Raw genomic sequence first — 13,377 nt, 5'->3', positions numbered from 1 at the left:
TGTTGAGTTCTCAAGGAACGGACGCTTCCTTCGGCCACCCTCTCGGGCTTCCTCCGGGCGCTTCCCTTCGGTCTTGCGTTTCCGACTCTATCAGATCCTCGCGGCTCCGATTTTCGCCGGTGCGATTCAGCCTTCCGACCTCTTCGCGATTCCGACTTTAGCAGATCCGGATTCCGTTCGGATCCGGCTCCGATTTTCGTCGGAAGGTTTGCCTCGGAGCGGCTTATTCGCTGCCCTTTCGGCGGTCACTACTTTAGCGGCTTTCCCTGGCGACTCATAATCGAGTCCCGGTCCGAATTTCGGCATGCCGAAATTGTTCCCGGCAGCGAGCCGTTCGGTAGTGGTGTGCCACTGAAGTGCGGCGGAAATGACTGCCGTGGAACCCGACGGCTCCATGGCAACTCGAAGATCTTACACGATTCTATGAGTGCGGCACGGCTGGGGGCTCGTCCGCGATGGTTCGAGCCCGAACGTGGGCGGGTGGCAGGGGCCGAGCAGTGGCGGGTGCCCCCGGCTCTACGGATTCCCTTCTCCGCCCGGTGCCGTACGCCGGGCGGGGGCAGGGATGTCGGCTCGGGAGTCCGGTGCTACCTGGGGGGAGGGGCTCCGGTCCTGCCGGGGAGAGTGCCACCACGGCGGGGCGGGGGCGCGGATCATGTTGGTGCCGCAGTGCACATCACCGCCCAGGACGTGGTGGGTGCGCCAGTCGTCCAGGTAGCGCACCCGCATGCCGGCTTTGGCGTACGCGCCGGTCACCGCCTCGGCGAGGAGGTCCTTGCCGTCCACGACCGGGCCCCACTGCTTGGGGGCGAGATAGGTCGTGGGGCTCAGGACGACGCCGTTGACGGCGCCAGGGTAGGAGGCGATGACCGGACGGTTCTGTGCCCGCGCGGCACGCGGCCCGGGGAAGCCGCCGAGGTTGCTGTCGTACATCGCCGGGATCTTCACGATCTCGGCGTCCGTGACACCGGTCTCGGTCCTCAGCAGCGCCAGGTTCTCCTCGATCTTCCGGGCCGCGAGGGCGTTGTCCTTGAGCAACTGCCGGTCGGACAGGACCTGATCGATCGTGGGGACGGGATGCTCCGCGTAGGAGCGGGGGATGGAGAAGGCCTTCGTGTGGCCGTGCCCCTCGCGCTGGGCCGTGCGCAGCAGCGCGAGCCCGCCCTCCGGATCGGCGATGCCGATCTTCCAGCCGCGCGGGGTGTTCGCGGGCAGGAACTGCACGAACTCGTCCACGTGGCCCACGGCGAGCCAGCCGGTCTCCAGCACCAGCGGGTCCTGAGCACCCTGAGCCCTGAGGAAGGCCGTGTGCGCGGGCAGCCGGGAGCCGTACCTGCCGGTGATGATCCGGCCTGCCGGGTAGGACCTGCCGTTGTGGCTGTACGGCGGGATGGTCTCCAGGTTGCCGGTGGAGTTGACCTGGTCGGACGTCCCCTCGTTGATCTGCGCGACGCCGACCCCGGGCCCGCGCAGTGCGAAGACCTGCTTGCCCGGGTCACGGTCCATCTGCGCGGACCGGATCATCACCCGCAGGACCCTCGGCTTGCCGTCCGGACCGGGCATGCTGACGTAACCGGGCTCGATGAAGTCCTGCGCCCAGATGTCCGTGCCGTCCCGGAATGTGTACGTCGGCTTGGTGATGCCGGCCTTTCGCACCTCCTCGGCGAACTGCCGTGCAAAGGACCGCTGGTTGGGGTCCTGGTGGCTGCCGCCGTCCACGACCAGTGCCTGCTCGGCGCGCTGCAGGTGGTGCTGCGTCAGGACCGGGGCGGCGCGCAGCATCACCTCGTCCGTGGAAGTGCGCGCGCCGTCGGTGGCGGTGAACCGGACGGTGATGCAGCCATCCCAGTCCGTGCGTATGACGTCCCTTCCGTCCAGGCCGAGTTCGAGGCCTTTGCGCAGCTCTGCGGGGGTGATGCGGGTGGTGTCGGTGGCGTACCTCCAGGTGCCGTTCCGCTTGAGGAAGAGCCGGACCCTGGACTTGCCCGAGCCGACCAGCTCAAGCCTGCCGGTGGCAGCGTCCGAGGCGTTCTTCATGGGTATGGTGCGCAAGGGGGCCAGGTACTCGGGCGCTCGCACGACGTTGTCCTGAGCGTCGTTGCACGCCTGGAGCCGGGCGTTGGACAACCATCGCCCGTCCGGCGTCCTTGTCTTGCAGCGCCGCTGCTTGTCGCCGATGTTCGGCAGGAAGATCGCGCCCCGCCCGCTGTGCCATGTCGTCTTGCCCGCGACATCGGACGCGCCGGTGACATCGACGGCACCGTCACGGTTCACATCGGCGCGAATGTCCGCCCTGATGGCATTGGTGGCATTGGTGGCTTTGATGGCCCTGATGGTCCTGATGGTCCTGATGGCCCCTGTGTCAGCGGCGGTGGCGGTCGGCGCGGTCCCGGAGACGGCCGCCAGGGCGATCGCCAGCGCTGTCGCGGCCCCGGCCCTGGGCCGCGCTCTGTTCCTTTGCCTGTTCCCTTGCCTGTTCCTTGTGGTCCGGGCCTCGGCTCCGTCCCCTCGCGGCTCCCTCACTGCCCTCACTCCCCCGACCAGCGGGATCACCCCGCCGACAGACCGGACTCCGACCATCCGCAAACAGGATCTGGAACATTGCGGGATCAATCGGCGTGCCGCGTCCTCAAGCGATGCCCGCGCATCTGCGTTACCTGATCAGCCACTTCTGCCGCGGCCTGCCGAAGCCGGCTCGGGCGGGCCGCACCGGAGGCTATCGGCCGTCCCACCGCCGCGGTACCCCGCCTGAGGACGAGGGCAGGGCTCAGTGAACGAGAGCCAGGGCGCAGTGAACTAAAGCCAGGGCGAAGTGGAAGCGCTGGAGTCGCCCCGCGGGGCGGCTACTTGATGACCGCGTTGGCGACGACCACGATCACGCCGAGCAGCGCGTCCGCCACGCCGAGCCTCACGGCCGAGCGCCAAGCGCGGCCCGCCACACGTGCGGCCAGCAGGCCCCAGCCGAAGAGCAGCGCGATGTTGACGGCGAACACGGCGTACTCGATGTCCTTCGACCCCCACCAGCCGAACCCCGCTCCGTACATCAGCAGCACGGTGGGCAGGGTGGCGGCCACCAGCGGCCACTCGTCGAGCAGGATCCGCAGGGACCGCCAGCCACCGGGATGTGCCGGGGCGCCGCGCCGGGCGATGAAGTGCGCGTACCCATGGGCCAGGGCCGAGGCGACCGCCGTGACCAGCAGCCACTGGGCGTCGTACAGGCGATCCGCGCGCCCCGTCTCGGGGTACTGGGTGAGCGCGGCCACCATCGAACTCGCGAGGACCGCGCCGTACACACCCCCGAACAGCACGTTGGGCTGCGCAGCACGACGGAGGAGGCGGGGGAGGCGGAGGAGGCGGAGGAGAGAGTGCGTACGCATGGCGGGTGTCTTCTCCGGAGGACGGTCAGAGCACGGTCGACGAGCAGAGCCGCTCTCCATGACACCGGCCCCGTTGCCCCCTCAGGGGCTTCATTCCGCCGGGCAGCGCCGGGGTTCGCCCGATCGGCTGGAGTGGACCGCCGGGTGGCTGCCACCGGCCGCGCGCTTCAGAGACCGTCACCGGCCTACTGAAGTCCTACGGCGGGACCGACGTCCTGAAATCCTACGGCGGGACCGGCGTCCTGAAGTCCTACGGCGGGACCGGCGTCCTCGATCTGGGTGGCCTGGTGGCGTCCCTTGGGCTGCCCCATCGGGCTGACCCACCGGGCCGACTCATCGGACAGGGCGATACGCCTAGGGCGATCCGGCGTCCGGTAGGGCGGCGCAGGCGGCGGGCAGGGTGAGGGTGGTCACGGCGCCGCCGTCGGGTGCGTTGGTGAAAGACAGGTCGGCCTGGATGATCCGGGCCTGGCCGAGGGCGATGGTCAGCCCCAGGCCGTGGCCTTTGCCGCCACCACCGCCGCTGCGGGGTTCGGTGCGGAAGCGCTGCGGTCCCTGTGCGAGGAGAGAATCGGGGTACCCGTCGCCGCGGTCACGGACCGTGATGACCAGGCCGTCCACCGTCAGGGACACGGGTGGGCGGCCGTGCCGGTGGGCGTTGGCGACGAGATTGCCCAGTACGCGCTCCAGACGCCGACGGTCGGTGATCACACACTGGTCGTGTACGACGACGACCTCGGTCGGCAGCCCACTGGCCCGTGCCGTCTGCCGGGCCAGCTCCCCCAGATCCTGGGCGGCGAGATCGGCCCGTTCGGTGTCGGAGTCCAGCCGGGAGATCTCCAGCAGATCCTCGGTGAGGCGGCGCAGCGCCTGCACCCGGTCGCGGACCAGCTCGGTGGGGCGGCCCGGCGGCAGCAGCTCGGCGGACGCATGGAGCCCGGCGAGCGGGGTGCGCAGCTCATGGGCCACATCGGCGGTGAACCGCTGCTCGCTGTGCAGCTTGCGCTGCAAGGTGGTGGCCATCGCGTCCAGGGCGCGGGAGACGGCAGCGACCTCGTCCTGATAGCGGGCGTCACGCGTGGATTCCGGGTCGGCGACCCGGGCGTCCAGGTCGCCCTCGTTGATCCGGTCGGCCACGGCGGCGGTGTGGTGCAGCCTGCGCGTGACGCGGGAGACCGCGAACAGCCCGGCCAGGAGCGTGCCGGTGATGGCCGCACCCGCCGAGATCACGATCGCCTGGTCGAGCCCGTCGAGGGTACGGGCGCTGGGGCGGTAGTCGAAGCGGGCGGCCAGGACGTTGTCGTCCGCGCCGACGGCGGCCCACATCGTCGGCGCGCCCTCGAACTCGCCCAACTGGGTGCCGCGCGCACCGTGCAGCGCCCGCTCGCGCAGCGCACGCGGGAGCTGCGGAGGGTCCACGGCCGCATCGCCGGGCAGCGGTTCCCCGGCGACGTAGGAGCGGGCCGCGGAGTCGAGGCGGCGCAGCGCCTCGGTGCGGGCGTTGTCGACGACCTGCCGGCTCACCAGGACATGCACCAGGACGCCGATGGCCAGCGCGACGATGCAGCAGGTGGCGACGAGGAAGAGGGAGAACTTCCCGGACAGCGTGCGCAGCCAGGCACCCCTGGACGGTGCGCTTCTGGGCCTTGTGCCTTGGGGCCTTGTGCCTTGGGGCCTTGTGCGTTTGGGCCTCGTGTCTCTGGAGCTTGTGTCTCTGGACCGCACGCCCGGGGACCGCGCGCCCCGCGGCCACCACGGGGCACCGCCCGTACGCCAACGCCCGCCGCTCATCGCCGGGCTCCCGGAGAACCGGCCGGGACCGGGGTGGTGGGGCTCGGGGCCTGAGTGGTGGAGCTCGGGGCTGGAGTGGTGGAGCTCGGGGCGCCGGTACCGGCCGGGACCTGGCGGACCTCGCTGGTCCGCTGGGCCAAGGTGCGGGTGCCGGCATCCCAGGAGTAGACCGTGCGCGCTTCGTACCCTCCTTGGGCCACCGGTTCCCGCACGATCAGGTCCCTGCCCGCCACTTCCACCGAGAACGGACTGTGCACCGCGTTCAGGATGCGGGTGACCACCCCGTCCAGGAGGGCGTACACGCGCAGCGTCAGCGTGCCCGGGGACGCGTCGATGGCCAGGACGAGCTCCTCCTTGCCGTCACCGGTCAGATCCTGGTGGATGGGCGTGCGCAGCGGGCAGTCCGGCTTCCCGGCCGTACAGCTGCGGATCTTGTCGACGACTGCCGCGCCGGGCTCGTACGAGTCCTCCGGCGGCCGCTGGGCCCGGAAGTCGGCCGCGACCACATCTGCCGGGTTCACGGCGCGGATACCGGCGGCGGCGCCGGGCACCCCGCGCAGCCGAACCGGCTGTTCCGCCGGCTGAACGGGCTCGGGAGAGGGCGAGGGCATCACCAGACGGTCGGGCCACAACTGCTTCGGCCCGGCCAAGGGCGGGGCGGACACGGCGTTCACCGCTCCCCCGCCGGCGGCACACCCGGCCGCCGGCACAGCGGCCACCAGCAGCGCGGCCACACCCGCCACGCGGGAGCGGCGTCGCAGGGACAAGCTGTTCACAAGGGACAAGACGTCTTCCAGCCGTCGGGGTTCCAGTTCCAGACGTCGGGGTTCCAGCCGTTACGGGATTCCCGATATAGCCGGTATAGCCGATGCCGATAGCCGAAATCGGCCATATCGCCGATGACCAGCTCATCGTCGGCTCACCCCTCCCGGGCGATTCCCGGGTGATTCCCGGGCGATACCACCAGACCGTCAGACCGAACATCAGGGGCATCAGGAATATCACGGATATTTCACTCGACCGGGAAGCGCGTCGCGGGCACGAGGCCTGAGCGAAGCGGCTCCGCGCCGCGCCGCCGGGGCGGGGTACTGCCGGGCGGTGCGGTGCGCGCGCATGAGCAGCCATGAGCAGTCATAAGCAGTCATGAGCGGACATGCGCAGTACGGCACCTCGCCGCACAGCTCCTTGCCTGAAATATCCTGCATATTCAGGCACTCCTCCTCATCAAGGCATGTAGCACCTTGTAGCCACCGCGCCCCGTCGGTGGGTAATCGCTCCGCGACCCTCCGGATCGGTGTCGACGACCCTGCGTCGACCAGCTGTCGACCCTCCGTCCGGTCCGCGACTTTTCCCCATCGCGACGGAACCCGGGCATCCGTTCGCCCCTCTCTCTGGGCAACCTGCGATGACTTCAGGCCAAACGAATGCGATGTGCGATGGGGGACGCGGTGCGCGAACTCAGCCGACGGGGCATGCTCGGACTCGGTATGGGAGCAGGAGCGGCAGCGGCGCTCTCCGCCGGCTGTTCCTTCCCCGGGACATCGGACTCCGACAGGGTGGCGGCCAAGCCCGGGCAGACGGAGAAGGCGAAGCCGATCGGTGACGGCTCGACCGCCTATACCGGCAAGCAGCCGAAACAGCCGCCCAAGCCGGAGCGGCTGGAGCCCGGCCAGAAGCCGCCGCAGTTCGTGGTCTTCTCCTGGGACGGGGCGGGCGAGGTGGGCAACGGCCTCTTCCCGCGGTTCCGTAAAGTCGCCAGCGACCACAACGCCTCGATGACCTTCTTCCTCTCCGGGCTGTATCTGCTGCCCGAGTCGAAGAAGCGCCTGTACCGGCCGCCGAACAACCCCGTCGGCAACTCTGCCATCGGCTACCTCACCGATCCCCACATCAGGGAGACGCTGAAGAACCTGCGCGCGGCCTGGCTGGAAGGCCACGAGATAGGCACCCACTTCAACGGCCACTTCTGCGACGGCAAGGGTTCGGTCGAGCACTGGACCCCCGCCCAGTGGGACTCCGAGATCGACCAGGCCATGGACTTCGTCACCAAGTGGCGTACGAACACCGGCTTCACCGACCTCGAACCGCTGCCGTTCGACTACTCCAAGGAACTGGTCGGCGGCCGTACGCCCTGCCTGAAGGGCCAGGACAACCTGCTGCCGACCGCGAAGAAGCGCGGCTGGCGGTACGACGCCAGCTCCCCCGGCGGCCTCCAGGTCTGGCCCGACAAGAAGCAGGGGCTGTGGAACTTCCCGCTCCAGGGGGTACCGTTCCCCGGCCTTCCCACCGATGTCCTCTCGATGGACTTCAACATGATGTACAACCAGTCCAAGAACTCCACCAAGGGCCCGCCGGCCAACTACCCGCGCTGGCGCAAGCAGGCCACCGAGGCGTACATCGCCGGTTTCAAGCGCGCGTACGAGACCAACCGCGCCCCGCTCTTCATCGGCAACCACTTCGAGCAGTGGAACGGCGGCATCTACATGGATGCCATCGAGGAGACGATCAAGCACATCGCCGACAGCAAGCACAAGGACGTCCGGATGGTCTCCTTCCGGCAGCTCTGCGACTGGCTCGACGCGCAGGACCCGCAGGTCCTCGCCGGTCTGCGTCGGCTCGGGGTAGGCCAGAAGTTCACCGGACGCGGCTGACGCAGGGGCGTGCGGCACAGGGGCATGTGGCACAGGAGCGTGCGGCACAGGAGCGTGTGGCATAGGGGCGTGCGGCACAGAACGTCCAGTACCGGTTGCGCCGGATGCGGCTGAACTGCTTAGCGTGTTCCCCGTGTCGTGGGTGTCGGCTGATAGGGAGGAGGGGGGACAGCGGTCCGCGGGCCGGGCCGAAACAGCCGGGCTCTCGCTCGTGATCCCGACTGTGGGTATCGCCACCCGCCGACCGTGGGTATCGCCACCCGCCGCAGGGCCGGCCGTTCACCTGCCGTGAACACTTGAACGGCGCACAAGTTGCTCACAGTTCCTTGCGGTCTGTGAGCCGCTTCCGATACGCAGCGCTCCTGACCCGGGCGCCTGGAGGTTGCACGATGGCCGAGCGCCGCTCGGGGAACAGGCTGGCCACACTCGACGGGCTGCGGCTGCTGGCCGCGCTCATGGTGGTCTTCTACCACTACATCGCGCTGGCCCGGCCGTGGGGCCATGGCCCGGACACGATCTTCCCGACCGCCCACCTGGCAGCCCAGTACGGGTGGCTCGGGGTGGAGGTCTTCTTCCTGATCAGCGGCTTCGTCATCTGTATGAGCGTATGGGGCCGTACGGTGGGCGAGTTCGCCGTCTCCCGCGTCTCCCGCCTGTTCCCCGCGTACTGGGCCGGCCTCCTGCTCACCACGGTGGTGGTGAAGATCTGGCCGGAGGCTGCTTCCCCACGCAGCTGGGGCACCGTCATCACCAATCTGACCATGCTGCAGGGTGGTGACGACACCCCCGACGTCGACCCGGTGTACTGGACGCTCTTCGTGGAGCTGAAGTTCTACCTGATCATGGCTGTGGTCATGCTGTTCGGCGTCACCTACCGCAACTGCCTGATCCTGTGCGGGGTGTGGACCGCGGCCGCCGCCCTCGCACCGGTCCTGAAGACCCCCCTGCTCACCGCATTCGCCATGCCGCAGTACGCACCGTTCTTCATCGCGGGCATCGCCTTCTACCTGATGTACCGTCACCGGTCCAACGCGGTCCTGTGGGCGATCGTGATCCTTCAGCTGCTGCTGGCCCAGCGCTATATCGACTACCGCCTGGCCGTCAACCTCGGCAAGGACGCCGTGGACGCTCTGCCCACCTGGCCCGCCCGCTTGATCATCATCACCGCCTTCGCCCTCATCGGTGCGATCGCGCTCGGCGCCTTCGACCGGATCCAGTGGAAGTGGCTCACCACCGCGGGAGCGCTCACCTATCCGCTGTACCTCATCCACCTGAACATCGGCATGACCCTCATCCACCACTACCGGAACAGCGTCCCCGCCCCGGTCCTGGTGACCTCGGTGACCGCGCTCATGCTGGTCGCCGCCTGGCTCATCCACCGCCTCATCGAACGCCCCTTCGGGAAGTGGCTCCGCGCCACCATGCGCCGAGGTATCGACGATGTCCGCCGGCACGTCACACCGCGGCGCAAGCCCGCCCAGCGTTCCGCACCTCATACGCCCGCCGCGCCCGGCACCGCGGAAGGCGACCGGACACCGTCACCGACCCGCACCTTCGAGTCGGTCTAGGTCCAGGTACAGGTACAGGGGTCCAGACATAGGGCTGGGTCTGGTGCCCGGGGGCACGGAGAGATCGTCACGGCGGCCGCCGCGCAGCCACTCCCCGGGGTCACAGGGAGCCGAGACGAGCCCTCTCGGCCGGACATGGCGTGCTGCCGATTCCGGGAACATCATCTTCGTGAACATCATCGACTGACCTCCATGTCCGGCGGTGTAGTGGCGGGTTGGCGGGTTGGCGGGTTGGCGGGGCGTACGGGGAGCTGCGGTGCTGGGCTCCTACCGTTCGGTGTTCCTACGGCTCGGTGTTCCTACCGTTCGGTGACGGTGATGGCCGCGGCGGGGCAGAAGCCGGCGGCCTGGCGGGCCGCGGCGTGCTGGTCGGGTCCCGGGGCGGCGTCGAGGAGGAGGACCCGTCCGTCCTCGTCGTCCTGCTCGAACACGTCCGGGGCGGTCAGTACGCACATCCCGGCGCCGACGCAGCGGTCGCGATCGGTGCTGATGAGGGGCATCGGGCTACTCCTTGTCCCAGGTGACGGGGAGGCTGTGAACCCCGTAGATGTTCATCTGCTCGCGCAGCGGGATCCGATCGGACGCGACGGCGAGCCGCAGCGTCGGGAAGCGGGTCACCAGCGCGGGCAAGGCGACGCACATTTCGACGCGGGCCAGTTGCTGGCCCAGGCACTGGTGGGCGCCGTGGCCGAAGCTCAGGTGACCGGTGGCCTTGCGGTGCAGGTCGAGGGAGTCGGGGTCGGGGAACCGCCGGGCATCGCGATTGGCGGCCTGTACCGAGCAGACGACCGTCTCCCCGGCCTTGATCACCTGGCCCTCCACCTCGACGTCCTCCAGCGCCGCGCGCACCATGGGATCGGCGATGCTCAGATAGCGCAGCAGTTCCTCGACGGCCTGGTCGGCCAGGCCCGGGTCGTCGCGCAGGGCGGCGAACTGGTCCGGGTTGCGCAGCAGGGCGAAGGTGCCCAGCGCGAGCTGGTTGGCGGTGGTGTCCAGGCCGGCGCCCAGCAGGAAGGCGCCGAGGGCGGAGAGTTCTTCGTCGGTGAGATCGGTGCTGGTCAGGTCGCTGAGCAGGTCGTCGGTGGGTTCGGTGCGCTTGGCCAGGACGAGTGCGTGGATGGTCTCGAACAGTGCGGTGCCGGCGGCGCCTTTCTCCTCGTCGGTGGCCTTCTGGTCGAGCAGGGTCGTCGCATGACGATGGAAGACCTCCCGTCCGGCGGTGGGCACACCCAGGAGTTCGCAGATCATCAGCGCGGGGATGGGCTGGGCGAACGCCTCGACGAGGTCCACCGGGCCTCCTCGGCGCTCCATGGCGTCCAGGTGCTCGGTGGTGATCTGCTCGACGCGCTCAGTGAGCCGGCGCATCCGGCGCACGGTGAACTTGCCCATGAGCAGACGCCGGTAGCGGGTGTGCTCGGGGGCGTCGATCCCGGTGAGGTCACCGAGGGGGGCCGGGGGCAGCTCGCCGATATCTGCGAGCGGGTAGTGCGCGAGCTCGTAGCGTGAGCTGAAGCGCTGGTCGGAGAGTATGGACCGGACCGCGGTGTAGCCGGTGGCCAGCCAGCCGATGTGCCCGTCAGGGAAGCTCAGCCGGCGCAAGGGCGCTTCCTCGCGCATCCTCGTCAGCTCGGCGGGCGGGTCGAAGGGGCAGCCGGTGTGGCGCTCGGTCGGCAACGTGACCGGCTCGGGGTGCCGCGTCGTGTCGTGGGCGGAGTGGGTGGAGTGGGTGGAGCGGGTCGACGGTTCGTTGTGCATGGTGTCCTCCGGTGCTGAGTGCTGAATGCCGTGGGCCATGTGCCGTGAGCCGTGGGCTGACGCACGGTGAGGTGCGGTGGAACAGTGCAGTTGCGCGGTGCAGTTGAGCAGCGGGGTGGAACAGTGCGGTGGAACGGCGACGTGCTGTATGAGTGAAGTGCGGTACGGGCGAAGTGCTGTATGGGTGAAGTGCCGTACGGGTGGGCTGACTTCGCGCGACGGCCGGTCAGCGCCTGGCGTCGCGGTGGAAGGCGGCTCGGGCCCAGAGGTAGCCGGCCAGGGTGAGGCCGAGGCACCAGGCGAGGGCGATGAGTCCGCTGTTGCCGATGGGCGTGCCCATGAGCAGGCCGCGCAGTGTCTCGATGATGGGCGTGAAGGGCTGGTACTCGGCGAACCAGCGCAGCCCGGCGGGCATGGACTCCGGCGGGACGATGGCGCTGCCCAGGAAGGGCAGGAAGGTCAGCGGCATGGGCATGTTGCTGGCGGTCTCGACGTTCTTGGCTATCAGGCCCATGGCGGCGGCCAGCCAGGTGAGCGCCAGGATGAGCAGGGTCAGGACGCCGACGGTGGCGAGCCACTCCACGGGGGTGGCGGTGGGGCGGAAGCCCATCAGCAGAGCGACACCGACGACGAGCGCGATGCTGACCAGGGTCTGGAGGACGCTGCCGACGACGTGCCCGGTCAGGAAGGAGGCGCGGGAGATCGACATCGTACGGAACCGGTTGACGATGCCCTCGGTCATGTCGGAGCAGACGCTGATGGCGGTGGACAGGGCCCCGGAGGTGGCGGCCATCAGGATGATGCCGGGTGCGACATAGTCGATATACGCAGCGCCCGGCTCGCCGCCGCCGGTGGGTCTACCGCCGATGCCGCTGCCCAGGGCGCCGCCGAAGACGTAGTTGAACAGCAGCAGCATCACGAGCGGCATCGCGACGACCGAGACCGTCATGGACGGATAGCGCAGCGCATGCTTGAGATTGCGCCGCACCATCGTCGTCGAATCGCGGACGGCGTACGACAGAGTGCTCATCGGGCCTGACCCTTCTGGGAGTTCAGCGAGTTCGGAGAGTTCAGCGAGTTCGAGCTCGGGGAGCTCAGGGAGCTCAGGGAGCTCGGAGAGTTCGGAGAGGTGAGCCCGGGGCCGGACCGGGACCGGTCGGTCAGGGCGAGGAAGACGTCATCGAGATCCGGGGTGTGCACGGTCAGCGCCTCGGCCTTGATCGACGCATCGTCCAGGGCATCGAGGACGGCCCGCAGAGCCGGGACACTGCCGTCACTGGGAATGTGCAGGGTGAACTCTTCGCCGTCGGTCACCGGTGAGCCGAAGCCGTCCACTGCGGAGCCGAACAGGGCGGCAGCCGAGGCGAGGCCGCTTCCGTCACCGAACCGGAGACGGATATGACCGCCGGGGATCAAGCGCTTGAGCTCGTCCGCCGTGCCTTCCGCCACCAGCTTCCCGCGATCCAGGACGGCGATACGGTCCGCGAGTTGGTCGGCCTCCTCCAGGTACTGCGTCGTCAGAAAGATGGTGATGCCGTCATCGGCGACCAGACCGCGGATGATCTCCCACATCGTGCGACGGCTCCGCGGATCCAGACCGGTCGTCGGCTCGTCAAGGAAGATGACACGCGGCCTGCCGACCAGCGTCATCGCCAGGTCGAGCTTGCGCCGCATCCCACCTGAGAAAGTCGATACGGGTTTCTTGGCCGCCTCCGCCAACTCGAAACGGCGCAGCAGCTCGTGGGCACGCCGTCGGCCCTCACGGCGGGGCAGATGGAGCAGGTCCGCCATCAGCATCAGGTTCTCTTGGGCGGTCAGCAGGTTGTCCACCGCCGCGAACTGACCGGTCACACCGATCGCGGCACGTACGCCGGCCACCTCACGGGTCAGGTCATGGCCCGCCACCCGCGCCTGGCCGGAGTTCGCGGAGATGAGGGTGGAGAGGATCTGGACGGTGGTGGTCTTGCCCGCGCCGTTGGGACCGAGCAGCGCGAAGATCGTGCCTTCGGGGATATGCAGGTCGATGCCGTCGAGCACCACTTTGTCGCCGTAGGACTTGGAAAGGCCTGTGGCGGAAATCGCCGACGCGACAGCGGGCGACGCTGAAGTCATGATCATGACAGTCCTGTCGGAGTGCTGGTTGTGTCGTGGACGGGCAACGGGCTGTTGCCGCGGAGAAGTGCGGTGCGGAGAAGTGCGGTGCGGCGCGGAGAGGTGCGGTGCGGAGAAGTGCGG

At 69.0% G+C, this 13,377-nt stretch carries 10 protein-coding genes; 2 read left to right on the top strand and 8 right to left on the bottom strand.

Translation table 11 applies throughout. From position 1 onward, the window contains the following. Window positions 1–516: 516 nt before the first annotated feature. The 4 genes from ACFY12_RS29370 to ACFY12_RS29355 form a co-directional block, all read right to left on the bottom strand. Window positions 517–2,274, bottom strand: coding sequence for a protein-arginine deiminase domain-containing protein (locus ACFY12_RS29370; protein WP_390718928.1), 1,758 nt, complete (start codon window positions 2,272–2,274; stop codon window positions 517–519). 569 nt (window positions 2,275–2,843) lie between these two features. After that, window positions 2,844–3,377: a hypothetical protein gene (locus tag ACFY12_RS29365; protein ID WP_390718927.1), complete on the bottom strand. Its 534-nt coding sequence runs from the start codon at window positions 3,375–3,377 to the stop codon at window positions 2,844–2,846. Between the two features lie 354 nt (window positions 3,378–3,731). Continuing rightward, window positions 3,732–4,991, bottom strand: coding sequence for an ATP-binding protein (locus tag ACFY12_RS29360; protein WP_390718950.1), 1,260 nt, complete (start codon window positions 4,989–4,991; stop codon window positions 3,732–3,734). Window positions 4,992–5,164: 173 nt separating this feature from the next. Then, a complete protein-coding gene (locus ACFY12_RS29355) occupies window positions 5,165–5,944 on the bottom strand; it encodes a hypothetical protein (protein WP_390718926.1) in 780 nt (259 codons plus the stop codon). A gap of 672 nt (window positions 5,945–6,616) precedes the next feature. Between ACFY12_RS29355 and ACFY12_RS29350 the strand changes: the two genes are divergently transcribed. Together ACFY12_RS29350 and ACFY12_RS29345 are read left to right on the top strand one after the other, a co-directional pair. After that, window positions 6,617–7,819, top strand: a complete 1,203-nt coding sequence (locus ACFY12_RS29350; RefSeq protein WP_390718925.1) for a hypothetical protein — start codon at window positions 6,617–6,619, stop codon at window positions 7,817–7,819. Window positions 7,820–8,208: 389 nt separating this feature from the next. Further along, entirely contained in the window at window positions 8,209–9,387 is a 1,179-nt protein-coding gene (locus ACFY12_RS29345; protein WP_390718924.1) for an acyltransferase family protein, read from the top strand. Window positions 9,388–9,686: 299 nt separating this feature from the next. Here the strand turns inward: ACFY12_RS29345 and ACFY12_RS29340 are convergent, their stop codons facing one another. From ACFY12_RS29340 to ACFY12_RS29325, 4 genes are all read right to left on the bottom strand, one after another. After that, the gene (locus ACFY12_RS29340) at window positions 9,687–9,887 is read right to left on the bottom strand and encodes a ferredoxin (protein WP_390718923.1); all 201 of its coding nucleotides are present in this window, start codon (window positions 9,885–9,887) and stop codon (window positions 9,687–9,689) included. A 4-nt stretch (window positions 9,888–9,891) separates the two neighbouring features. Continuing rightward, window positions 9,892–11,142: a cytochrome P450 gene (locus tag ACFY12_RS29335; protein ID WP_390718922.1), complete on the bottom strand. Its 1,251-nt coding sequence runs from the start codon at window positions 11,140–11,142 to the stop codon at window positions 9,892–9,894. 226 nt (window positions 11,143–11,368) lie between these two features. Continuing rightward, a complete protein-coding gene (locus ACFY12_RS29330; RefSeq protein ID WP_390718921.1) occupies window positions 11,369–12,172 on the bottom strand; it encodes an ABC transporter permease in 804 nt (267 codons plus the stop codon). Continuing rightward, window positions 12,169–13,260 carry an ATP-binding cassette domain-containing protein gene (locus ACFY12_RS29325; RefSeq protein ID WP_390718920.1) on the bottom strand — a complete coding sequence of 364 codons (1,092 nt, stop codon included), beginning with the start codon at window positions 13,258–13,260 and terminating at the stop codon, window positions 12,169–12,171. The genes ACFY12_RS29330 and ACFY12_RS29325 overlap by 4 nt, the downstream gene beginning before the upstream one ends. Window positions 13,261–13,377: the final 117 nt, after the last annotated feature.

It is taken from the genome of Streptomyces sp. NPDC001339 (genome assembly GCF_042895955.1).
Taxonomy (GTDB): Bacteria; Actinomycetota; Actinomycetes; order Streptomycetales; family Streptomycetaceae; genus Streptomyces.
Note: the sequence above shows the minus strand (reverse complement) of the source record. Positions and strands in the feature narration are given on the sequence as shown.

Coding starts and splice junctions, on each gene's coding strand:
- ACFY12_RS29345 (WP_390718924.1), top strand. CDS start 8,209: ATGGCCGAGCGCCGCTCGGGGAACAGGCTGGCCACACTCGACGGGCTG.
- ACFY12_RS29365 (WP_390718927.1), bottom strand. CDS start 3,377: ATGCGTACGCACTCTCTCCTCCGCCTCCTCCGCCTCCCCCGCCTCCTC.
- ACFY12_RS29335 (WP_390718922.1), bottom strand. CDS start 11,142: ATGCACAACGAACCGTCGACCCGCTCCACCCACTCCACCCACTCCGCC.
- ACFY12_RS29330 (WP_390718921.1), bottom strand. CDS start 12,172: ATGAGCACTCTGTCGTACGCCGTCCGCGATTCGACGACGATGGTGCGG.
- ACFY12_RS29340 (WP_390718923.1), bottom strand. CDS start 9,887: ATGCCCCTCATCAGCACCGATCGCGACCGCTGCGTCGGCGCCGGGATG.
- ACFY12_RS29325 (WP_390718920.1), bottom strand. CDS start 13,260: ATGATCATGACTTCAGCGTCGCCCGCTGTCGCGTCGGCGATTTCCGCC.